The sequence below is a fragment of the Devosia sp. 67-54 genome (assembly GCF_001899075.1).
Classification (GTDB): domain Bacteria; phylum Pseudomonadota; class Alphaproteobacteria; order Rhizobiales; family Devosiaceae; genus Devosia_A.
This window is the reverse complement of record NZ_MKVA01000011.1, coordinates 21,714-42,854: the sequence shown is the minus strand read 5'-3', so window position 1 is coordinate 42,854 and position 21,141 is coordinate 21,714. Positions and strand designations below refer to the sequence as shown.

The window sequence follows — 21,141 nt, the reverse complement described above, 5'->3', positions numbered from 1 at the left end:
TTACAGCGATGGACAAGCAATTGGCACGGCGAAACGGCAGCAATCTGACCCTGCAGACCAAGGAGGCCCTGCAAAAGCGCATCTCCGAAGGCCCGGTGGCCGTGGGCGAGAAGTTGCCGACCGAAAAAGCGCTGGCGCTGGAATTCGGGGTCAGCCGCACCGTCATCCGCGAGGCGATCGCGGCGCTGCGTTCGGACGGCATACTCCAGGCCAAACATGGCGTCGGCGTCTTCGTCTCGCAGAAGTCGCCGCCGGCGGCGGGACGGGAGCTGCATTTTTCGGCTTCGGCCCTGGACATGCTGGAACTGCGCATGGCCGTCGAAATGCATGGCGCCGGGCTTGCCGCAGCGCGCAAATCGTGGGCGCAGGAGCAGCGCATCTACGAGGCCGCCGACGCCTTCGCCACGGCCGCTGCCGGCGGCGAACCGACCGAGGCCGCGGATTGGAGCTTCCATCGTGCCATCGCAGAAGCCACCAACAACATGGCCTTTATCGAGTTTTTCGATCGGCTGGGGTTGAGCCTGCTGCCGCGCAACAGTCTCGAAGGCAGCGGGCGCGAGACCCTGATCAGCAAGTCCTATCTCGAAAAGACCGCCGCCGAGCATCGCGCCGTCTGCGACGCGATCTCGCGCGGGGACGCCGAGGGTGCCCGCGAGGCCATGCGGGTCCATCTGGGTGGCAGCCAGTCGCGCTATCGCGGGCTGACGCTCGCCAGCAACCCCGCCGCCACGCCCGCGCGAGAGGAAGCCGGTTCCCGTCCCTAGCGGCGGTGGAAGTGTGCCAGAAAGGCCTGGGTGGCAGGATGCTGCGGCGTTTCGATCACCTGTCGCGCCGGCCCATCCTCGACGACGACACCATCGCGCATGAACACCACGCGGTCGGCGACGTCGCGCGCGAACGCCATTTCATGCGTGGCGAGCAGCATGGTCATGTTGTCGTCGGCGAGGCCGCGGATCACCGCCAGAACCTCGGCCACGAGCTCGGGGTCGAGTGCCGAGGTCGGCTCGTCGAACAGCATCACATCGGGTTCCATCGCCATCGCCCGCGCAATGGCGACGCGCTGGCGCTGGCCACCCGACAGGCGGGCGGGAGCCGCTTCGGCCTTCTCGGCCAGCCCCACGCGCGCGAGCAGCCGCTCGGCGATGGCGCGGGCCTCGTCGCGCGCCATGCGCTTGACGATGAGCGGACCGGCCATGACGTTCTCGATCACCGATTTGTGGGGAAAGAGGTTGAAGCTCTGAAACACCATTCCGGTGCGCGCCCGGAAATCGGCCAGACGCCGGTCGCCGGGCAGGCGATGGCGTTTCGAAAAGGCGAGCGTCTGCGCGCCCACCTTTATGGTGCCGGCATTGGGCGTTTCGAGCAAATTGACGCAACGCAGGATGGTGGACTTGCCCGATCCGCTCGGCCCGATCAGGGCCACCACGCCGCCACGCGGCACCTCGAACGAGATCCCTTTCAGAACCTCGAGCGGCCCGAACGATTTGTGCACGTCATAAAGACCGATCATCGCTTCGGAGTGCGCAGCCGACGTCCCGGCCATGGTCTCGCTATTCGGCATAACGGAGCCTGTTCTCGACATATTGCCCAAGCGCGGTGAGCGGGAAAAGCACCACGAAATAGATCGCGGCGATAAGCGTGTAGACCTCGAGCGGACGATAGGTGGCGGCGGTGATCAGCATGCCCTGATAGAGCAGGTCGGTCACCGCGATGGTCGAGACCAGCGACGTGTTCTTGAGCTGGATCACGGATTGATTGATGAAGGGCGGCATCATGCGCCGAACCGCCTGCGGCAGGATGATGTGGCGCATCAGCTGCCCCTGGCGCATGCCCACGGCACGCGCCGCGTCCCACTGCCCCAGCTCCAGCGACAGGATGCCGCCACGGAAAATCTCGGCGTAGAACGATCCGGTATAGAGCGACAGCACCAGGACGGCCGCCGTCGTCGCCGACATCTCGATGCCGATCAGGATGGGGAAGGCGTAGTAGAACCACACGATCTGCACCAGCAGCGGCGTGCAGCGGAAGATCTCGATATAGGCGAAGGCCGGGCCCCGGATGAACGGATTGCGCGACATGCGCATCAGCCCCGCCACCAGCCCGATGACGAGTCCCAGCAGGATCGTGCCGACCGTATAGGCCATGGTATAGGCAAGGCCGGTCAGAAGGACCGTGCGATAGCCCCACAAGAACGAGAAGTCCCAGTGATAGCTCACACCGCTCAATGGCGTTTCCTCCCAACCGGCCCGCAGATCAGAACGTGACGTTGCTCGGGATGTCCGAGCTGACGACGCCGTTGAGCGCCAGCCCGTCGATCATCCACTTGCGAATCTGGCCGGCGCCGCGGTTGTAATCCGTCCAGTTGTCGAGGAAGTCGCGCCAGCGCTTGTCCGCTTCGTAGCGCACGCCCATGCAATTGGGCAACGCGACAAGCGGCTCGGTGAGCACCGAGAACTTGCCGAGCGCCGGATTGCGTTTCACCGCGGTGAGTCCCAGCACGACGGTGAGGATCGAGCAGTCGGCACGGCCGGTCTGCACCGCCAGGATGCAGTCGTCGCGCGTCTTCAGCGGCGTGATGGTGGCGTTGGGCGCAAAGTTGCGCGCCGCTAGCTCGTGTCCGGAGCCGATGTCGACGGCCACGCGCACTTCGGGCTTGTCGAGCTCCGCCCAGCGCGTCGGCTCGAAGCCCTTTTTGCACACGGCGCCAAAGCCGTGCATGAACACCGGGCGGCTGAAGCCGATGGCAAGGGCGCGCTTGGGCGTCGGGGTCAGCGAAAAGGCCAGGTCGACCTTGCCGGTCTGCAGCTCGATCACCGAATTGCCGTAGGTCGAGTCGAACCACTCGATCTGAGCATCGAAGGTGGCGGCGATATCCTTGGCCATTTCGACACACATGCCGGTCCATGCGCCGGTGGCAAGGTCCTTGTTGAAGTAGGGCGCCTCGCCGGGCAGCGCCGCCACGCGAAGCGTCTTGGTGCGCTGGATCCGATCGAAGGTCGACTCGCCGGTATCCTCCTGGGCGTTGGCCACGCCAGCGGTCACCGCGACAGCGGCGACACTCGCCGCTCCCAAAAATGCTGCACGGCCGAAAGAGCGTCTATCGAAGTCCATGTCGTTCCCTCTGTTGCTAGGTTGTTGCTGCAGTCGCTATTCGTGCCGGGCAACGCTGATGCTGCGCACGGCTTCCTCGTTCACGCGGACACCCAGCCCCGGCCCGGTCGGCACGACCGAAAGCCCGTCTTCGATGCGCAAGGGCTCCTCGAGGATGTCGACGGCGAGGACCCAGGTCGAGCTGTAGAATTCCGCGCCCAGACTGATGTTCGGCGTCGCCGCGACCGTATGCAGGCCGGCGGCGCAGGCGAGGCCGCCCTCGAACATGACGCCGCCGTAGCCGGCTATGCCGCCGGCCTCGGCAATCGCCGACACCTCTCTTGCGCGCATGATGCCGCCGCTCTTCATGAGCTTGATCGCGACGACGTCGGCGAAGCGCTGACGCACCATGGCGAGGGCGTCCGACGGCGAGAAGACGCTCTCATCGGCCATGATGGGCGTGTCGATGGCCGCCGCGATCTGGGCCATGGCATCCCATTGGTGCCGCTTCACCGGCTGTTCGATGAAGGTGAGCGCGAAGGCTTCGAGATCGCGCAACTGCCTGACGGCCGTCCACGGGTCCAGCCCCTGATTGTAGTCGACGCGAATTTCGGCCGTCGCGGGCAGGATCTCGCGCAGCCGTTCGAGCCGGCGCAGATCCTGCGCATGGCCGGCAAAGCCGGTCTTCACCTTGAAGATGTTGTAGCCCTGGGCCGCGACCTGCGTGGCAAAGGCGATGTCGGCCTCGAAGTCCGGATTGGCGATCGACACGCTGAGCGGCACGCGTTCGCGATGATAGCCGCCCAGCAATTGCGCGATCGGCAGGCCATAATATTTGCCGACGATGTCGAGCAGCGCCATTTCCACCGCCGCCTTGCCTTCGCTGTGGCCGGTGAGGACATGGTCGATCTCCCCCATCAGCGTCGTCACCTTGCGCGGATCGGCCCCGATCAGCAGCGGCTTCATGTAGGTCGCGATGCCGCTGACATTCTGCTCGGCGGTACCGGTGAACACCGACCACGGCGCCACCTCGCCCCAGCCGGTGATGCCGGCATCGGTGGTGATTTTCACGATCGCCCCCGGCATCTCGTGCTGCACGCCACCAACGCCGTGCTGGCGTTTCATCTTGAGCGGCCAACGCACCAGATCGACCACGATCCCGGTAATGCGCAGTTCGCCGCTGGACATGAGCAATCTCCCTTGCCGGCCCGGCCGCAAGACGCCTCCGGAGACCGGAGTAAGCCAGTGATATGACCACGTGTCAAGAATGATCCGCACTCCCGCTCGTCAGCCGGCTAGAGATATGATCTATATTGACATGGATCATATCTCTGCTAGGAGCGGCTGCATGTGATTGCCTGACTGGAGCCGTACCCAATGGACCTCTACGCCCTTCGATCCGCCTTAGGCGCGGGCCTTCTGTCGTTTCCCGTAACGGCGTTCGACGCCGACGGGTCGGCCTTCAATCGCGGCGCCTATGAGCAGCATGTCGGCTGGCTTTCGGGGTTCGGGGCCGCCGCCCTGTTCGCGGCAGGCGGCACCGGCGAGTTCTTCTCGCTGGCCCCCGACGAGGTGCCGGAAGTCGTCCGGGCGGCAAAATCGGTGGCCGGCGCCACGCCGATCGTCGCCGGCTGCGGCTATGGCGCGGCGATCGCCAGGCCGATGGCGCGCGCCGTCGAAAAAGCCGGTGCCGACGGCATCCTGCTGCTGCCGCCCTATCTCGTCGAGGCGGGCCAGGAAGGCCTTTTCCGGCACGCACGCGCCGTATGCGACGCGGTGGGCATCGGCGTCATCATCTACAATCGCGACAATGCGCGCTTCACCAGCGAGACGCTGCGCCGGCTGGCCGATGCCTGCCCCAATTTCATCGGCTTCAAGGATGGCACCGGCGATCTGGCGACGGTGCGCGAAGTCACCGCCAGCTTTGGCGACCGGCTGTCCTATCTGGGCGGCGTGCCCACGGCCGAGCTCATCGCCGGAGCGTATCTGGGAGCGGGGGTGTCGACCTATTCGTCCGCCGTCTTCAATTTCGTGCCCAGGCTCGCGCAGCGCTTCTATACGGCCTTGCGCCAGGGCGACGAGGCAACGACGACACGAATTCTCGCCGAGTTCTTCTATCCCTTCGTCGCCCTGCGCAATCGCCAGAAAGGCTATGCCGTGGCCGCCATCAAGGCCGGCGTACGGCTCGCCGGCTTCACCCCGGGTCCGGTCCGGCCCCCGCTTACCGATCTCACCCCGGAGGAGCTCGACATGCTGCGCGGCCTCGTGGAACAGCATCGAGACTAGATGCGTCGGACGCCGACATGCCGGACCGGGGCAGGCGCCCGCAGCTACGACGCCTGCCCCCGGACCGTCAGCGCCACGCTGGATGACGAGGGCCCGCAAGGGCCCTTTTCCTTTGCGGCGCTGGCCTCGCGGCGCTAGACCGCGGGTTGGAGGCAGTCATGACGCGGACCGTGTTTCTTGCCGGCGCGACCGGGGCCATCGGGCGGCGGCTCGGGCCGATGCTGCTGGCGGCGGGCTGGCGCGTGGTGGGCACGACGCGGGTGCCCGCCAGGGCGGCGCAGCTGGCGGCGATCGGCGTCGAGCCGGTGGTGGTCGACGTCTACGACGCGGCGGCGCTGCTGCGGGCGGTGGCGGCGACCGCTCCCGAAATCGTCATGCATCAATTGACCGACCTGCCGGCCGGGCTCGATCCGGCCCGGATGGCGGCGGCGGGCCTCGCCAATGCGCGGCTGCGCGAGGCGGGGACGCGCAATCTGGTGGCGGCCGCAATCGCCGCCGGCGCCAGCCGGCTGGTGGCGCAGAGCATCGCCTTCGCCTATGCCGACGGCCCGCTGCCGCATGCCGAAACCGATGCGCTGGCGGTGGCGGCCGAGGGGCGGGCCGGGATCACCGCCCGCGGCGTCGCCAGCCTCGAGCAGCAGGTGCTGGCGGCACCGCTCGCCGGCCTGGTGCTGCGCTACGGCCGGCTCTACGGGCCGGGCACCGGGGTCGACACGCCGCCGGCCGCGGCGCCGCTGCACGTCGATGCGGCGGCCCATGCCGCGGTGCTGGCGGCGGAGCACGGCGCGCCCGGGGTCTACAATCTGGCCGAAGATGACGGGACGGTGCTGAGCGAGCACGCCAAGGCAGAGTTCGGCTGGTCGGCCGCCTGGCGCTGGCCGCAGCCGGGCGCGTAGGCGCGGCCGGGCGGGAGTCCCGGAACGTCTGGCGGCGGGCCGGCCCGGGCGCTAATATGGGCGGGCCCCGCGCGGGGGACGGCCGGCATTCCGCCGGCGAAGGGGTTGAGGTGGCACTGTCCGATCGCGACTCCGCAGGGCTGGTTCGCGCCATGGCCGAGACGTCGCCCGCCATGCTGTGGATGGGCGACGCCGAGGGCAAATGCATGTTCCTCAACAAGGCGCTGCGCGCGTTCTGGGGCGTCAATCCGGTGCGCCTCGAGGATTTCGACTGGACCTCGACGGTGCATCCGGACGATGTCGGCGTGCTGAGCGGGCCGTTCGCCCGGGCGATGGCGACGCACACGCCGTTCGTGGTCGAGGCCCGCTACCGGCGCGCCGACGGCAGCTACCGGACGATGCGCACCGAGGCCAATCCGCGCTTTGCCGAGGACGGCAGCTTCCTCGGCATGACCGGGGTCAACACCGACATCACCGAGCAGCTCGCGGCCGAGGCGCGAAGCCGGATGCTGATGGGCGAGCTCAACCATCGCACCAAGAACCTGCTGACGGTGGTGCAGGCGCTGGCGCGGCAGACGGCGCGCGGCGCCGAGCCGGAACAGTTCGTGCAGGCGCTCGACCAGCGGCTGCTCAGCCTGGGCGCCAGCAACGATCTGCTGCTGCGCAACGACTGGGACGGGGTGTGGCTCGACGAGCTGGTGCAGGCGCAGCTCGCCTTCATTCCCGACCTATTGGGGACGCGCGTGCTGACCGCCGGCCCGCGCCTGCGCATCGCCTCGCAGGGGGCGCAGGCGCTGGGCATGGCGCTGCACGAATTGTCGACCAACAGCCTCAAATACGGGGCGCTGAGCGTGCCGGACGGGCAGGTGCGGCTGCAATGGGAGGCGCCCGCCGGCGGCGGCTGGAGCGTCGACTGGCGCGAGCACAACCCCAACCCGGTGACGCCGCCCAGCCACAAGGGCTTCGGCCACCGGGTGATCGTCGACATGGTGTCGAGCGCCTTCGGCGCCTCGGTCGAGCTCGATTTCTCCGCCCCCGGCTTCCACTGGCGGCTGACCGCGCCGGCTGCCTGAGGCTTGCCGCCCGCCCGCCTCCGCCGGCTTGCCGGCGACCCTCGCGGCATGGTCTGGTCCGGCCCGCAGCGGCGGGGAGAGAATCGGCATGACGGTTGCGGTCTGTGGCGGGACGGGGTTCATCGGCAGCGCCGTGGCGCGGCGGCTCCTGGCGCGGGGGCTCGAGCCGCTGGTGCTGGCGCGCGGCCGGCATCCGGTCGCGGTGCCCGAGGGCGCGCGCTTCGTTGCCGCCGACCGGCAGGACGGGCGGCGGCTCGTCGAGATCTTCCAGCAGCACGGCGTCGACACCGTCATCGACATCTTCGCGCTCGGCCTCGGCAACACCGCGCCGATGCTGGAGGCGATGGGGGCGGTCGGCGGGCGCTATGTGCTGCTGAGCTCGGTCGACGTCTATGCCAATTATGGCGGGCTGCTCAGGCGCGACACGCCGCCGGTGCAGGCGGCGCCGGCCAAGGAAGACGATCCCTTGCGCAGCTTCCGCCACCCCTACCGGCAGAACGAGCGGCGGCCCAGGGGCGTCGAGGCCGACATGCTGGAGGATTACGACAAGATCATCCTCGAGGAGGCGACGGCCGGCGACGGGCGCTTTGCCACCACGGTGATCCGGGCGCCCATGGTGTTCGGGCCGGGCGACAAGCAGCACCGCTTCGGCTGGGCGATCGAGGCGGTCGAGCGCGGCGGGGTGGTCGAGATCGACCAGCGGGCGGCGCGCTGGCCCAATTCCTACGGCTATGTCGAGGATGTGGGCGAGGCCATCGCGCTCGCCGCCACCGCGCCGCAGGCGGCCGGCCGCACCTACAATGTCGGGCAGGCTTTCGTGCGCACGCCGATCGAATGGCTGCTGAGCTTCGCGGTGGTGCTCAACCGGCCGATCGAGGTGCTGGAGGTGCCGCCCGAAACGCGCGGGCTCCTCGCCGACCGCGCCGATGCCTCGGATCTGCGCTATCCGCTGACCCTCGATACGACCCGCATCCGCGAGGAGCTGGGGTTCGCCGAGATCGTGCCGGAGCGCGAGGCGCTGCTGGCGACGATCGCGGCGGAACGGGGATAGGCGAGGCGCCAAGGCTCCCGCATCAACATCCGGTTGACTTCCGTTCCACGCCCGAATTTAGTGTCACTAAAGTTTCACGCGATGGGGCGGGCGCGAACCGGATGGGCAAGAGTGCGGCATGGCCGGTGGAGCTGGAGCTGCCTGAGGACGGCAAGGGCCTCGGGGCGCGCATCCGCGCCCGCCGCAAGGCGCTCGGCAAGACCATGCAGCAGGTGGCCGACGAGGCCGGCCTCACCATCGGCTTCATCAGCCAGATCGAGCGCGGGATTTCGACGCCGTCGCTGAGCTCGCTCTACAACGTGGCCAAGGCGCTCGACTGCTCGGTCGACATGTTCGTGGCGCAGCCGCCGGGCCGGCGGCACAGCGTCGTCACCCGCGCCGGCAAGCGGCCGCTGTTCGAGGCCGGCACCGGCAATACGCGCTTTTACGAATTTCTCGAGCCGGGCTTTGCCGAGGCCAGGCTCAATGCCTGCCTCACCCATGTGCTGCCCGGGCATGCCTCGGAGATGATGAGCCATGACGGCGAGGACTTCATCTACCTCGTCGCCGGGCACATGCTCTACGAGGTCGACGGGACGAGCTACGAGCTGGGCGCCGGCGACACGCTGCACTTCGATTCGCACAAGCCGCATCGGCGCACCAATATCGGGGCCGAGACGGCCATCGAATTGTGGGTCGGCACCATGCAGTTGTTCCAGCCATGATCCCGCTCGAGCCCGAGATCGCCACGCGCCTCAGCGTTGCCCTCGCCACGGGGCCCGACGCGCTGCTCGACGTGCTCAACGGGCTGCTGCTCGATCTGCCGAGGGTGCGCACCGTGACCTGGCTCGCGGCGGTGCCCGCGCAGAAGCTCACCCGCCGCATCGGCACGTCGGATCCGAAGCACTTTCCGCTCGGGGCGTCCGATCCCATCGACGAGGCCGCCTGGTCGCGGCGCATCTATGTCGACAAGCTGCCGATCGTCGGCAACAGCCCGGCTGAAATGGCGGTCTATATTCCGGAGACCGCCGAGCTCGAGGCCATGGGGTACGGCGCGACGCTGTGCATGCCGATCGTCATCGGCGGGGCGACGCGCGGCACGGTGAATCTGCTCGGCGATGCCGGCATCTTCACGCCCGATGTGCTCGGCGCGGTCAACGCGCTGCTGCCGCTCGCGGCGCTGGTCTTCACCTATCCGGAGATCGGCACGCGATGAGAGTTCTGCCAACCGGCCGCATGAGCCGGAGTCATCATGCATTCAACAGGGAGACTGCCATGCGCCTATTCAAAGCGCTTGCCGGCGTGGCCCTCGGCGTGGCGCTGTTCACGTCGAGCCCATATGCCGCCACGCCAAAAGACACCCTCGTCGTCGCCGACGCGATCGACGACGTGATCACGCTCGATCCGGGCGAGGTCAGCGAGGTCGCCGGCGTGCTGATCAGCCAGCAGATCTATCAGCCGCTGGTCACCTTCGACATCAACGATCCGACCAAGATCATCCCGGTGCTGGCCAAGAGCTGGACGGTGTCGGACGACGGCAAGACCTTCACCTTCAAGATGAACCGCGACGCCAAATTCGCCTCGGGCAATCCGGTGACGGCGCACGACGCCGAGTTCTCGCTGCAGCGCCCGGTGCTGCTCAACACCCGCATCTCGTTCATCCTGACGCAGTTCGGCTTCACCAAGGACAACGTCAAGGACAAGATCAAGGCGCTCGACGACGATACGCTGCAGTTCACCGTCGACCAGCAATATGCGCCCAGCTTCGTGCTCTACGTGCTGTCGTCCTATACCGGCGGCATCGTCGACTCCAAGCTGGTCAAGGAGCACGACGTCAATGGCGACCTCGGCAATGCCTGGCTGAAGCAGGCCAATTCGGCCGGCTCGGGCCCCTACATGCTGACCAAATGGGAGCCCAAGCAGTCGATCCTGCTCAGCAGGAATCCGAACTTCTGGCAGACGGCGCCGGGGATCTCGAAGCTGTTCTTCCAGCAGATGCCGGAAAGCGCCACCGAGCGGCTGGCGCTCGAAAAGGGTGACATCGACGTCGCCAACAAGCTCGGCCCCGACGACTTCGCCGCCATCGCCGGCAACAAGGACATCAACGTCCTCCAGGGCAACGACACGACGCTCTATTATTTCGGCCTCAACCTCCGGAACGAGAACCTCAAGAACCCGAAAGTCGTGCAGGCCATCAAATACCTGGTCGACTACCAGGGCATGGCCGACACCATCGGCAAGGGCACCATGAAGGTGCACCAGACGATGATCCCCGACGGGTTCCTGGGCGGCGGCATCGACTACACGCCGTACAAGCTCGACCTCGACAAGGCCAAGTCGCTGCTCGCCGAATCCGGCGTCAAGCTGCCGTTCACGCTCGACACCGTGGTGTGGAACGTGCCGCCCTATACCGAGTTCGCGCAGGCGGTGCAGTCGACGCTGGCGCAGGCCGGCATCAACCTCAACCTCGAAGTGGTCGACGGCGGCCAGTGGCTCGACAAGTACCGCAAGCACGACCTCGACGTGTGGATGGGCCTGTGGGGACCGGACTATCCCGATCCGAACTCCAACGTGAAAACCTTCACCGTCAACATCCCGGGCGATCCGGACGGCACCTCCGACCTCGCCGACCGCTTCGGCTGGAACTCCGGCCCGCTCTCCGACCAGGCGCTGGCCGCGGTCAAGGAGCAGGACGTGGAGAAGCGCCGGCAGATGTATGTCGACCTCGAAAAGGCGCATGCCGACGCCTCGCCCTTCGTCTACATGTTCCAGGGCACCCGCAAGGTGGCGACCCGCGCCAACGTCAAGGGCCTGGTGCTCGGCTTCACCTACTCCGACGACCGCTATGGCGGCGTGAGCAAAGAGTAAGCGTCGGGAGGCCGCGACCGCCATGGTTGCGGCCTCCCCCTCATCCGGCTGAAGATATTCGGTGACCGTCATTCCCACCAACGCCCGCCAGAGTTCCGCCGCCGAAGGGCGCAGTTGGGGCTCCCTCCCCCCTTGCGGGGGAGGGATGGGGAGGGGGGCAACGAGCGCCGGCGGTGATTGCGGCCCCCACCCCCGGCCCCTCCCCGCAAGGGGGAGGAGGGCGCCGGCCCTGGTGCCGGTCCCATGACCTCCCGTGCCCTGCGCATCGCAACCGGCGTCGGCAGCTGGCTGGTCACCGTGGCCATCACGCTGGTCGGCCTTGCGGCGCTCACCTTCTTCATCGGCCGCGTCATTCCCATCGATCCGGCGCTCAAGATCGTCGGCGACAAGGCCACGCACGAGGCCTACCAGAAGGTGTTCCTCGAGCTCGGGCTCGACCAGCCGCTCTATGTGCAGTTCTGGCGCTACATCGCCGGCATCCTGCGCGGCGACTTCGGAATTTCGTTCCAGACGACGCGGCCGGTGCTGCAGGATCTGCTTACCTTCTTTCCGGCGACGCTCGAGCTTTCCACCATCGGGCTGGTGCTGGGCGTCGTGCTGGGCGTCCCGATGGGCGTCGCCTCGGCCTACTGGCACGAAAAATGGCCCGATCACCTGATCCGCGTCGTCAGCCTTGTCGGCTATTCGGTGCCGGTGTTCTGGCTGAGCCTCGTCGGCCTGTTCGTGTTCTACTACAAGCTGGGCTGGGTGGCCGGACCGGGGCAGCTCGACGTGTTCTACAATGGCGTGGTCACCCGGGTCACCGGCTTCATCCTCGTCGACTCGCTGCTCGGCGGGCAGACCGACGTGTTCTGGAACGCCGTCGGCCACATGACGCTGCCGGCGATCCTGCTCGGCTATTACAGCCTCGCCTATATCGCGCGCATGACGCGCTCGGTGATGCTCGACGAATTGAGCCGCGAATACATCCTCGCGGCGCGCCTCAAGGGCGCGAGCGAATTGCGCGTCGTCGCCAACCACGCGCTGCGCAACGCCGCCATTCCGCTGGTCACCATCATCGCGCTCAGCTATGGCGGGCTGCTCGAAGGCTCGGTGCTGGTCGAGACCATCTTTTCCTGGCCCGGCATCGGCAACTACATCTACCAGTCGCTGTTCGCCGCCGACATGAATGCGGTGCTGGGCGGCACGCTGCTGGTCGGGGCGGTGTATGTGCTGATCAACACGCTGAGCGACGTGCTCTATCGCACGCTCGATCCGCGCTCGCGGGGACAGAGAACATGAGCGTGGTCAGCGACCCCATCGAAGATCCGCGGCGGGCGCTCCGGGCGGCGCGGCTCGGCGAGTTCCGCGTCTTCGTGCGGCGTTTCTTGCGCAATCCGCTCGGCGTCGTCGGCTTCGCCATCGTGGTGCTGCTGGTCCTCGTCGCCATCTTCGCGCCGCTTCTTGCCACGCACGATCCGTACCTGCCCAGCCTCGGCAAGCGGCTCTCGGCGCCCAGCGCCGAATTCTGGTTCGGCGCCGACGAGCTCGGCCGCGACATCTATTCGCGCCTCGTCTACGGCTCGCGGCTGACGCTGTTCATCGTCGGGCTGGTGATCGTCACCTCGGCGCCGATCGGGCTGATCATCGGCGCGGTGTCGGGCACGGTCGGCGGCTGGACCGACCGCATCTTCATGCGCATCACCGACGTGTTCCTCGCGGTGCCCAAGCTGCTGCTGGCGCTGGCGTTCGTCGCCGCGCTCGGGCCGGGCATCGTCAATGCGGCGCTGGCCATCACGCTCACCGCCTGGCCGCCCTATGCGCGGCTGGCGCGGGCCGAGGCGATGGTGGTGCGCAATTCCGACTACGTGGCGGCGGCGCGGCTCGCCGGCGCGAGCCCCTTCCGCATCATCGTCTTTCACGTCATCCCGATGTGCCTGAGCTCGGTGATCGTGCGCGTCACCTTCGATATGGCCGGCATCATCCTCACCGCCGCCGGGCTCGGCTTCATCGGCCTCGGGGCGCAGCCGCCGCTGCCGGAATGGGGCGCCATGATCTCGACCGGCCGCCGCTTCATCTTCGACCAATGGTGGGTGCCGACCATTCCCGGCATCGCCATCTTCGTGGTCAGCCTCGGCTTCAATCTGCTGGGCGATGCGGTGCGCGATCTGCTCGACCCGCATCTCAGGCAGCGGCGATGAGCAGTCTCGTCGACATCGACAATCTGCGCGTGTCGTTCCGGCAGGACGACGGCAGCTTCACCGAGGCGGTGCGCGGCGTGTCGCTCAGCCTCGGGCGCGAAAAGCTCGGCATCGTCGGCGAAAGCGGTTCGGGCAAGAGCCTCACCGGCCGCGCGCTGCTCGGCGTGCTGCCGCCCTACGCGCGGATGAGCGTCGAGCGCATGAGCTTCGACGGGCTCGATCTCACATCGGCGACCCCGCGGGTCCGGCGAGCGCTGCGCGGCGGCCGCATGGGGATGATCCTGCAGGACCCGAAATTCTCGCTCAACCCGGTGATGCAGGTCGGCCGGCAGATCGTCGAGGCCATCCGCATCGGCGACCGGCGCATCTCCGGCGCTGCGGCGCGCAAGCGCGCCCTCGCCATGCTGGAGGCGGTGCAGATCCGCGAGCCGGAGCGGGTGTTCGGGCTCTATCCGCACGAGCTGTCGGGCGGCATGGGGCAGCGGGTGATGATCGCCATGATGCTGGTGCGCGAGCCCGACCTCCTGGTGGCCGACGAGCCGACTTCGGCGCTCGACGTCACGGTGCGCACGCAGGTGCTGAGCATCCTCGACGAGCTGGTGACGCGGCGCGGCATGGGGCTCATCCTCATCAGCCACGACCTCAACCTGGTGTCGCGCTTCTGCGACCGGGTGCTGGTGATGTATGCCGGCCATGTGGTCGAGGACCTGCAGGCGAGCCACCTGCATCAGGCGACGCATCCCTATACGCGTGGGCTGCTGGCGTGCCTGCCCAGCATCGACGGGCCGCTGACGCCGCTCCCCACCCTCAACCGCGATGCGGGCTGGGCGGCCTCATGATCGAGATCGAGCACCTCACGGTCCGCTTCGGGCCCTCGATCGCGGTGCGCGACGTGTCGCTGACCGTCAGGGACGGCGAGAGTTTCGGCCTCGTCGGCGAATCCGGTTCGGGCAAGTCGACGCTGCTGCGCTCGATCATGAACCTCAACCGCGACTGGGATGGCCGCATCGCCATCAACGGGCTCGACGCGCATGCGACGCCGCGCAAGCGGCTGGCGCGCGAAATCCAGATGGTGTTCCAGGACCCCTATGCGTCGCTGCACCCGCGCTACGTGGTCGGCGAGCAGATCGCCGAGCCGATGCGGATCAACCGCATGGCCGACATCGAGCGGCGCACGGTGGAACTGCTCGAGCTCATCGGGCTCGGGGCGAAATTCCGCTTCCGCTTTCCGCACGAGCTTTCCGGCGGGCAGCGGCAGCGCGTGTCGATCGCGCGGGCGCTGGCGCTCGAGCCCAAGATCCTGCTGCTCGACGAGCCGACCTCGGCGCTGGACGTCTCGATCCAGGCGGAAATCCTCAATCTGCTCAACCGCCTGCGGGGCGAGCTCGGCCTCACCTTCGTGATCGTCAGCCACGATTTGGCGGTGATCAGCTACATGTGCGACCGCCTGGCGGTGATGCGCAATGCCGAGCTGGTCGAAACGCTGACGCGCGAGGCGCTGCGGGCGCGCGACATCCGGAGCGACTACACCCGGGCGCTGGTCGCGGCGTCCTAGGCACGCACCGGGCCGGCGCGGCGGAAGCGGGCGGCGACGGCGCCCAGCAGCTTCAGCGCGAAGGCCTCGAACGGCTTGCGGAAGCGCCACTCGACCAGTTGCGAGAACACCCAGGCGATGAGCAGCGTCGCCCCGACGGTCAGCAGTACGGCGAGCGTGTTGGGCATCACCCGGTTGAGGTTGAACAGGAAGCTCGCGCCGAGATTCTCGTGCACGAGGTACCAGGAGAAGCTGACGAAGCCGAGCGCCGCGACGGTGCGCGACAGCCCCGGCACGTGCGGCATCGGCACGCCGGCGCCGAACGCCACCAGCGCGCCGAGCAGGCCCATGGTGATCAGCGTGGTGAGCGCGGCGGCAGGCACGTCGGGCGAGCCGTCGAGCGCGGTCATGAAGATCACCGCGGCGCCTTCGACGAAGCACAGCGCCAGCAGCAGCGCGCCGAGCGGAGAGCCCGGCCTGTGGGTGCGCGCCAGAATGCCGATGGCGAAGAACGGCAAATACGGCGCGATGGTCGCAAGGCCGATGAGCTTTTGCGGAAGATGGCTGCCGCCGCCGAGCGCGTACCCCATCGCCAGCAGCCAGAACGGCGCCGCGGCGAGCGACAGCCAGGCAAAGAGCGTCGCCAGCTTCTGCCGGTCGGGCACCAGCAGAGCGAGCAGGCCGAGGCCGATATAGAACTTGATTTCAACTGCGATCGACCAGAACGAGCCGTTGACCCAGCGGCCGTCGCCGACCACCAGCAGATTGAGCACGAGGTCGACGAGGGTCGAGGGCCGCTCGTGGAAATCGGCGGCCGGGATGGAGGGCACGGGGGCGATGAGCCCGTAGGCGAACAGGAACAGCGCCGCCGCGAGAAAGGCCGGATAGAGCCGGGAGAAGCGGCGGGCGAGGAACAGCGAGATCGTCGCCGAGCGCTCGAGCGTCAGATAGATGCAATAGCCCGAAATGGCGAAGAAGAAATAGACGCCGGCCCAGCCGAAGAACACCGGCGGCGCCGGCATGCCGGCAACGTTCATCGCCTCGGCCGGCAGCCGCGCGGTGAAGTGGTAGAGCACCACCATCAGGATGGCGAGGCCGCGGAACACGTCGATGGTTTCGACACGCTTGCCGGAGGTGGGGCTCATCTTGGTGCTCCGCAACAGAGGCTGGCGTTCTACACCCGCCCGTGCCGCCGGCGGGGCGCGATCACTCGCCAGCGTTAACGGGGAGGGCGGCCGGCGCCGGCACGGGGCGGCGGCGCAGCAGGCCGCCGAGGCCCCTGAGCAGCGGCCGCTCGAGCAGCAGGTGCACGCCGATGGCGACCAGCACGGCCGCCACGATGGCCGTGGCAATGAACAGCCGGGGCGCGGCGAAGCCGAATTTCTGCCAGCCCAGGATCACCAGATTGATCGAGAAGGGATGCGACAGATAGAGCGCGTAGGAGGCGTCGCCGCCCAGCACCAGCGCGCGGCCGACGGGGCCGGGCGCATGGGCGCGGGCGAACACCGTTCCGGCCACCACCAGCGCCGCCGGAATGCCGGCGGTGAGCAGCCGGTCGAAGGCGCCGCCGATGTCGACGAGCTGGCCGAACCCGAGCCCGGCGATGCCCGCCACCAGCAGCAGCGGCGGCAGCCAGGCGGGCAGGCGCAGGCCGCGGCGGACCAAAAGCGCAAGGCCGATGCCGAACAGGAATTCGAGGATGATCGGGTCGGTCCAGAACACCAGCTGCACGGCGCCCGGCGGCATCGCCAGATGCGTCGCCGCCAGCAGCACGAACAGGCCGCACAGCGTCCACAGCCCGGCGCGCAGCGGCAGCAGCAGCATCAGGGCGAAGACGGCGTAGAAATACATCTCGTAGTTGAGCGTCCAGCCGAGCCCGAGCACCGGATGGGCGAGCCCGGTCGCATCGAGCCAGGGGATGAAACCGAAGGAGGCGGCGATGTGCGCCGCATCGAAATGGGTATGGGCGAGCTGGCCCGGCACCAGCAGCATGGCGGCCAGCATCGCCGCGCTGAACAGCCAGTAGAGCGGCACCAGCCGCACGATACGGCGCAGCAGGAACTCGCCCGAGGCCCCCGGCCGGCCGAATTTGTCGGCCGAGATGTGGAGCATGATGAAGCCGGAGATGACGAAGAACACATCGACGCCGACGCCGAAATCCACCGGCTCCAGCGTGGCGATCAGGCCGTTCGGGGTGATGCCGAAGCTCAGCGCCTCGTGCATCACATGCTCGAGCAGCACGGCGAAGGCCGCAAAGAAGCGGAGGATCTGCAGGCCGTAAAGGCGGTGGCTGTCGGAGCTGGGCATGGGGCCGCGCAAAGCAAACTCCGGCAAATCCTACGCCTCGCGCGGCAAATGCGCCTCAATGGCCGGTGCGCAGAGTTAACGGCTGGCTAGGGGGCGGGGCGGACGTCTCCGAGAGGGCATCTCACCATCCTTCACCGCATCGTCATTCCCGCGAAAGCGGGAATCCAGACCGGCCCCGCGGACGTCTGGAAGCTCTGCCTGGATTCCCGCCTTCGCGGGAATGACGACGTGGATTGAACGAGATGCGGCTGGGGCAGCATCGAGAGGGCGCATCGCGCGCCTTATTGCGGGCAGTCCTTGCCAAGGTCGAACAGCCGGCTCGGCTCGAGCGTGGTGTCGTCGGCCGCCGCGATCTGCGCGCTCAGGCATTTGAGCCCGGGGCCGTCGGCGACGAACTGGGTGTCGAGCGGCGCGGCGCCGGTGGCATTGCCGGTGGGCAGGCCGCCGCGCGTCTGGCAGTCGCTGAGGTCGACGATGACGAAGCTCTTGCCGCTCTGGGCCAGCGCCGCGAGCTCGTCGTCGGCGCGGTTGGCAAAGCAGGTGGCGAGCGCCGAATCGAGCCGGACGGCGGAATTGCACAGCGTGCAGAAGGCGAAAGCCGGCGTGGCCGCTGCGGTAAGGGCGAGGGCGGCGGCGAAAAGAGCGGTCGAGCGCATGACGGTCCCGTGTTGATCGGCATGACTTGGCCATGCCAAGCTGGCAAATTCAAGACGCCGGAAATATTGGCAGCCGGCTAGATTTGAACGGCGGGCAGCGCCGCGGGCTGGTAAAGCGGGTTTTGTTGCCGTTGTTGCTTCATGGCACGCGTTGTTCACGTCGCGCGGGCCTGTTGTTGGGGGATGGCCGCAGTTCGGGGGGCCGGCATGGACGAAACGGAGAAGGGCGCGGACCGGCCGGTTCGCGTGGAGGACGTCGCCCGCGCCGCGGGCGTCTCGCCGATCACCGTGTCGCGCACGCTGCGCACGCCCGACATCGTCAAGCCCGAGACGCGCCGGCGCGTCGAGGAGGCGGTGGCGCAGACCGGCTACATGGTCAATTCCATCGCCTCGAGCCTCAGGTCCGGGCAATCCACCTTCGTGCTGGTGGTCGTGGCCAGCCTGCAGAACGTCCACTACGCCGCGGCCATGCAGGGCATGATCGACGCCTTCGAGGACACCCGCTACCGCCTCACCTTCTCGCAGGCGCGCTTTACCGAGGAGCTGTCGGCCGAGCAGATCCGGGCGCTGCTGCCGTTCCGGCCGGCGGCGTTCGTGTTTTCGGGGATCGTGCGCGGCGACGAGGCGCGCGCCTATCTGCGCTCGCTGCGGGTGCCGATCCTCGAATTCTGGGGCGAGTCGGAGACGCCCGTCGACATGCTGGTGATCTCGCCGGGGCGCGACAGCGGCCGGCTGCTGGGCGAGCATTTCGCCGAGCAAGGGTTCGAGCGCGTCGCCTATATCGGACACACCGGCATCCGCGGGCAGCCGCGGCTCGAGGGATTTCGCGAGGCGCTGCGGCGCGGCGGCCGCGACCTCGCGCTGGTGCAGCCGGCCGAGGGCAGCGTGGAAATGGAGGATGGCGCCGCCATCGTCGACACCGTGCTCGCCAAGCTGCCCGATTGCGACGCCATGGCGTTCGCCAGCGACATCATGGCGGTCGGGGCGCTGATGCGGCTGCAGGAAATGGGCCGGCGCGTGCCCGACGAGATCGCCATCGCCGGCCATGGCGATCTGTTCTTTGCCGGCCACACCCGGCCGCAGGTCACCACGGTGCACACCGCGCCCTACGAGATCGGCCGGCAGGCGGGCACTTTGCTGCGGACGCGGCTCACGGACGGGCGGGTGGACGAGCCTGTCATACAGGTGCCGATCAGCCTCGTGGTCCGCGAGAGCACGTTCAGAAAACGCCAGAAACCGAACGCCTAAGCCGAAAAGAGGGCTCTCTTTCCGGGCGCCGATGCGCTATGGCTTGACGCACACTCTTCACCTCGAGGCCGACGATGACGACGATGGGTAAAGGCATGTCTGACAGGAAGCTCAGATCACGTGCCTGGTTCGACAATCCCGACAACCCGGACATGACGGCGCTCTATCTCGAGCGCTACCTCAATTACGGCCTCAGCCGCGAGGAATTGCAGTCGGGCAAGCCGATCATCGGCATTGCGCAGACGGGATCCGATCTCAGCCCCTGCAACCGCCACCATCTGGTGCTGGCGCAGCGCGTGCGCGACGGCATCCGCGAGGCGGGCGGCATCGCCATCGAGTTTCCGGTGCATCCGATCCAGGAGACGGGCAAGCGCCCGACCGCCGGGCTCGACCGCAACCTCGCCTATCTCGGCCTCGTCGAGGTGCTGTACGGCTACCCGCTCGACGGCGTGGTGCTGACGGTGGGCTGCGACAAGACCACGCCGGCCATGCTGATGGGCGCGGCGACCGTCAACATTCCGGCGATCGCGCTCAGCGTCGGGCCGATGCTCAACGGCTATTTCAAGGGCGAGCGCACCGGCTCGGGCACCATCGTGTGGAAGGCCCGGCAGATGATGGCGGCGGGCGAGATCGACTACAAGGGCTTCGTCGACCTGGTGGCGTCGTCGGCGCCCTCCACCGGTTATTGCAACACCATGGGCACGGCCTCGACCATGAACTCGCTGGCCGAGGCGCTGGGCATGGAGCTGCCGGGCGGCGCCGCCATTCCGGCGCCCTATCGCGACCGGCAGGAGATGGCCTATCGCACCGGGCTCAGGATCGTCGACATGGTCAAGGAGGACCTCAAGCCCTCCGACATCCTGACCAAGCAGAATTTCCTCAACGCCATCGTGGTCAACTCCGCCATCGGCGGGTCGACCAATGCGCCGATCCACATCAACGCCATCGCCCGCCACATCGGCGTCGAGCTCAAGATCGACGAATGGCAGAGCGTCGGCCACAAGGTGCCGCTCCTGGTCAATCTGCAGCCGGCCGGCGAGTATCTGGGCGAGGACTATTACCATGCGGGCGGCGTGCCGGCGGTGGTCAACGAGCTGATGCGGCAGGGGCTGATCCATGAGGACGCGCCTACCGCCAACGGCAAGACCATCGGCGAGAACTGCCGCAACACGCCGATCCAGGACGACAAGGTCATCCGCCGCTTCGACAATCCGCTGAAGGCGGAGGCCGGGTTCCTGGTGCTGCGCGGCAACCTCTTCGACAACGCCATCATGAAAACCTCGGTGATCAGCGAGGAATTCAAGGACCGCTACCTCTCCGACCCCAAGCATCCCAACATGTTCGAGGGCAAGGCGGTGGTGTTCGACGGCCCGGAGGACTACCACCACCGCATCGACGATCCGGCCCTCGCCATCGACGAATACACCATGCTGTTCATGCGCGGCGCCGGCCCGGTGGGCTATCCGGGCGCCGCCGAAGTGGTCAACATGCGGCCGCCGGCCTACCTCATCAAGCAGGGCGTCCACTCGCTGCCCTGCATCGGCGACGGGCGGCAGTCGGGCACCTCGGGCTCGCCCTCGATCCTCAACGCCTCGCCGGAGGCCGCCGCCGGCGGCAACCTCGCGATCCTGAGGACCGGCGACCGGGTGCGCATCGACCTCAACAGCGGCCATGCCGACATCCTGATCTCGGACGACGAGATTCGGAAGCGGCAGGCGGATCTGGCCTCGATGGGCGGCTACCAATATCCCAAGCACCAGACGCCGTGGCAGGAGATCCAGCGCGGCATCACCGACCAGCTCGGCGACGGCGCGGTGCTGAAGCCGGCGGTCAAGTATCAGCGGCTGGCGCAGACGGCCGGCATCCCGCGCGACAACCACTAGCGCGCGGTCTCCTCGCCCGTTTTCCGTGCAATTTGCAGCGTTGCCTGCAGATTGCACGGAACGATGCTTTGCTCTATTGGGGCGGGATCG

General features: G+C 67.8%; 21 protein-coding genes. 14 read left to right on the top strand and 7 right to left on the bottom strand.

The window, feature by feature from the left end:
• The first annotated feature begins 8 nt into the window (after positions 1-8).
• Positions 9-764, top strand: coding sequence for a FadR/GntR family transcriptional regulator (locus BGO82_RS16990; RefSeq protein ID WP_291306811.1), 756 nt, complete (start codon positions 9-11; stop codon positions 762-764).
• Here the strand turns inward: BGO82_RS16990 and BGO82_RS16985 are convergent.
• From BGO82_RS16985 to BGO82_RS16970, 4 genes are all read right to left on the bottom strand, one after another.
• Positions 761-1,543, bottom strand: a complete 783-nt coding sequence (locus tag BGO82_RS16985) for an amino acid ABC transporter ATP-binding protein (RefSeq protein WP_291307567.1) — start codon at positions 1,541-1,543, stop codon at positions 761-763. The genes BGO82_RS16990 and BGO82_RS16985 overlap by 4 nt on opposite strands.
• 7 nt (positions 1,544-1,550) lie before the next feature.
• Positions 1,551-2,216: an amino acid ABC transporter permease gene (locus BGO82_RS16980; protein ID WP_291307566.1), complete on the bottom strand. Its 666-nt coding sequence runs from the start codon at positions 2,214-2,216 to the stop codon at positions 1,551-1,553.
• A gap of 37 nt (positions 2,217-2,253) precedes the next feature.
• Positions 2,254-3,030 (bottom strand): transporter substrate-binding domain-containing protein, encoded by a 777-nt coding sequence (locus tag BGO82_RS16975; protein ID WP_291306810.1) that lies wholly within the window; start codon positions 3,028-3,030, stop codon positions 2,254-2,256.
• Positions 3,031-3,147: 117 nt separating this feature from the next.
• Positions 3,148-4,278 (bottom strand): enolase C-terminal domain-like protein, encoded by a 1,131-nt coding sequence (locus BGO82_RS16970; RefSeq protein WP_291306809.1) that lies wholly within the window; start codon positions 4,276-4,278, stop codon positions 3,148-3,150.
• 189 nt (positions 4,279-4,467) lie between these two features.
• Between BGO82_RS16970 and kdgD the strand changes: the two genes are divergently transcribed.
• From kdgD to BGO82_RS16915, 11 genes are all read left to right on the top strand, one after another.
• Positions 4,468-5,376 carry a 5-dehydro-4-deoxyglucarate dehydratase gene (gene kdgD / locus BGO82_RS16965; RefSeq protein ID WP_291306808.1) on the top strand — a complete coding sequence of 303 codons (909 nt, stop codon included), beginning with the start codon at positions 4,468-4,470 and terminating at the stop codon, positions 5,374-5,376.
• 158 nt (positions 5,377-5,534) lie between these two features.
• Complete coding sequence (locus tag BGO82_RS16960; RefSeq protein WP_291306807.1) at positions 5,535-6,272, top strand: NAD(P)H-binding protein; 738 nt, start codon at positions 5,535-5,537, stop codon at positions 6,270-6,272.
• A 110-nt stretch (positions 6,273-6,382) separates the two neighbouring features.
• Positions 6,383-7,345, top strand: a complete 963-nt coding sequence (locus BGO82_RS16955) for an HWE histidine kinase domain-containing protein (protein WP_291306806.1) — start codon at positions 6,383-6,385, stop codon at positions 7,343-7,345.
• An 88-nt stretch (positions 7,346-7,433) separates the two neighbouring features.
• A complete protein-coding gene (locus tag BGO82_RS16950) occupies positions 7,434-8,396 on the top strand; it encodes an NAD-dependent epimerase/dehydratase family protein (RefSeq protein WP_291306805.1) in 963 nt (320 codons plus the stop codon).
• Positions 8,397-8,497: 101 nt separating this feature from the next.
• A complete protein-coding gene (locus BGO82_RS16945; RefSeq protein WP_291306804.1) occupies positions 8,498-9,100 on the top strand; it encodes a cupin domain-containing protein in 603 nt (200 codons plus the stop codon).
• Positions 9,097-9,591, top strand: a complete 495-nt coding sequence (locus tag BGO82_RS16940; RefSeq protein ID WP_291306803.1) for a hypothetical protein — start codon at positions 9,097-9,099, stop codon at positions 9,589-9,591. The genes BGO82_RS16945 and BGO82_RS16940 overlap by 4 nt, the downstream gene beginning before the upstream one ends.
• Before the next feature lie 59 nt (positions 9,592-9,650).
• On the top strand, positions 9,651-11,243 hold the full coding sequence (locus tag BGO82_RS16935) for an ABC transporter substrate-binding protein (protein WP_291306802.1): 1,593 nt from the start codon (positions 9,651-9,653) through the stop codon (positions 11,241-11,243).
• Positions 11,244-11,486: 243 nt separating this feature from the next.
• Positions 11,487-12,524: an ABC transporter permease gene (locus tag BGO82_RS16930; RefSeq protein WP_291306801.1), complete on the top strand. Its 1,038-nt coding sequence runs from the start codon at positions 11,487-11,489 to the stop codon at positions 12,522-12,524.
• Positions 12,521-13,423, top strand: a complete 903-nt coding sequence (locus tag BGO82_RS16925; RefSeq protein ID WP_291306800.1) for an ABC transporter permease — start codon at positions 12,521-12,523, stop codon at positions 13,421-13,423. The genes BGO82_RS16930 and BGO82_RS16925 overlap by 4 nt, the downstream gene beginning before the upstream one ends.
• Entirely contained in the window at positions 13,420-14,262 is an 843-nt protein-coding gene (locus BGO82_RS16920; protein WP_291306799.1) for an ABC transporter ATP-binding protein, read from the top strand. Before BGO82_RS16925 ends, BGO82_RS16920 begins: the two co-directional genes overlap by 4 nt.
• The gene (locus tag BGO82_RS16915; protein ID WP_291306798.1) at positions 14,259-14,978 is read left to right on the top strand and encodes an ABC transporter ATP-binding protein; all 720 of its coding nucleotides are present in this window, start codon (positions 14,259-14,261) and stop codon (positions 14,976-14,978) included. Before BGO82_RS16920 ends, BGO82_RS16915 begins: the two co-directional genes overlap by 4 nt.
• Here BGO82_RS16915 and BGO82_RS16910 read toward each other — a convergent pair.
• From BGO82_RS16910 to BGO82_RS16900, 3 genes are all read right to left on the bottom strand, one after another.
• Positions 14,975-16,102 carry an acyltransferase gene (locus BGO82_RS16910; RefSeq protein WP_291306797.1) on the bottom strand — a complete coding sequence of 376 codons (1,128 nt, stop codon included), beginning with the start codon at positions 16,100-16,102 and terminating at the stop codon, positions 14,975-14,977. The genes BGO82_RS16915 and BGO82_RS16910 overlap by 4 nt on opposite strands.
• A gap of 61 nt (positions 16,103-16,163) precedes the next feature.
• Positions 16,164-17,264, bottom strand: coding sequence for an acyltransferase (locus tag BGO82_RS16905; RefSeq protein ID WP_291306796.1), 1,101 nt, complete (start codon positions 17,262-17,264; stop codon positions 16,164-16,166).
• Between the two features lie 281 nt (positions 17,265-17,545).
• Complete coding sequence (locus tag BGO82_RS16900; RefSeq protein ID WP_291306795.1) at positions 17,546-17,920, bottom strand: hypothetical protein; 375 nt, start codon at positions 17,918-17,920, stop codon at positions 17,546-17,548.
• Positions 17,921-18,127: 207 nt separating this feature from the next.
• Between BGO82_RS16900 and BGO82_RS16895 the strand changes: the two genes are divergently transcribed.
• On the top strand, positions 18,128-19,168 hold the full coding sequence (locus BGO82_RS16895) for a LacI family DNA-binding transcriptional regulator (RefSeq protein WP_291306794.1): 1,041 nt from the start codon (positions 18,128-18,130) through the stop codon (positions 19,166-19,168).
• Positions 19,169-19,251: 83 nt separating this feature from the next.
• On the top strand, positions 19,252-21,051 hold the full coding sequence (locus BGO82_RS16890; RefSeq protein ID WP_291307565.1) for an IlvD/Edd family dehydratase: 1,800 nt from the start codon (positions 19,252-19,254) through the stop codon (positions 21,049-21,051).
• Positions 21,052-21,141 lie beyond the last annotated feature (90 nt).

Coding starts and splice junctions, on each gene's coding strand:
- BGO82_RS16950 (WP_291306805.1), top strand. CDS start 7,434: ATGACGGTTGCGGTCTGTGGCGGGACGGGGTTCATCGGCAGCGCCGTG.
- BGO82_RS16915 (WP_291306798.1), top strand. CDS start 14,259: ATGATCGAGATCGAGCACCTCACGGTCCGCTTCGGGCCCTCGATCGCG.
- BGO82_RS16920 (WP_291306799.1), top strand. CDS start 13,420: ATGAGCAGTCTCGTCGACATCGACAATCTGCGCGTGTCGTTCCGGCAG.
- BGO82_RS16970 (WP_291306809.1), bottom strand. CDS start 4,278: ATGTCCAGCGGCGAACTGCGCATTACCGGGATCGTGGTCGATCTGGTG.
- BGO82_RS16890 (WP_291307565.1), top strand. CDS start 19,252: ATGGGTAAAGGCATGTCTGACAGGAAGCTCAGATCACGTGCCTGGTTC.
- BGO82_RS16925 (WP_291306800.1), top strand. CDS start 12,521: ATGAGCGTGGTCAGCGACCCCATCGAAGATCCGCGGCGGGCGCTCCGG.
- BGO82_RS16910 (WP_291306797.1), bottom strand. CDS start 16,102: ATGAGCCCCACCTCCGGCAAGCGTGTCGAAACCATCGACGTGTTCCGC.
- BGO82_RS16905 (WP_291306796.1), bottom strand. CDS start 17,264: ATGCCCAGCTCCGACAGCCACCGCCTTTACGGCCTGCAGATCCTCCGC.
- BGO82_RS16990 (WP_291306811.1), top strand. CDS start 9: ATGGACAAGCAATTGGCACGGCGAAACGGCAGCAATCTGACCCTGCAG.
- BGO82_RS16940 (WP_291306803.1), top strand. CDS start 9,097: ATGATCCCGCTCGAGCCCGAGATCGCCACGCGCCTCAGCGTTGCCCTC.
- BGO82_RS16930 (WP_291306801.1), top strand. CDS start 11,487: ATGACCTCCCGTGCCCTGCGCATCGCAACCGGCGTCGGCAGCTGGCTG.
- BGO82_RS16945 (WP_291306804.1), top strand. CDS start 8,498: ATGGGCAAGAGTGCGGCATGGCCGGTGGAGCTGGAGCTGCCTGAGGAC.
- BGO82_RS16985 (WP_291307567.1), bottom strand. CDS start 1,543: ATGGCCGGGACGTCGGCTGCGCACTCCGAAGCGATGATCGGTCTTTAT.
- BGO82_RS16900 (WP_291306795.1), bottom strand. CDS start 17,920: ATGCGCTCGACCGCTCTTTTCGCCGCCGCCCTCGCCCTTACCGCAGCG.
- BGO82_RS16935 (WP_291306802.1), top strand. CDS start 9,651: ATGCGCCTATTCAAAGCGCTTGCCGGCGTGGCCCTCGGCGTGGCGCTG.
- BGO82_RS16895 (WP_291306794.1), top strand. CDS start 18,128: ATGGACGAAACGGAGAAGGGCGCGGACCGGCCGGTTCGCGTGGAGGAC.
- kdgD (WP_291306808.1), top strand. CDS start 4,468: ATGGACCTCTACGCCCTTCGATCCGCCTTAGGCGCGGGCCTTCTGTCG.
- BGO82_RS16960 (WP_291306807.1), top strand. CDS start 5,535: ATGACGCGGACCGTGTTTCTTGCCGGCGCGACCGGGGCCATCGGGCGG.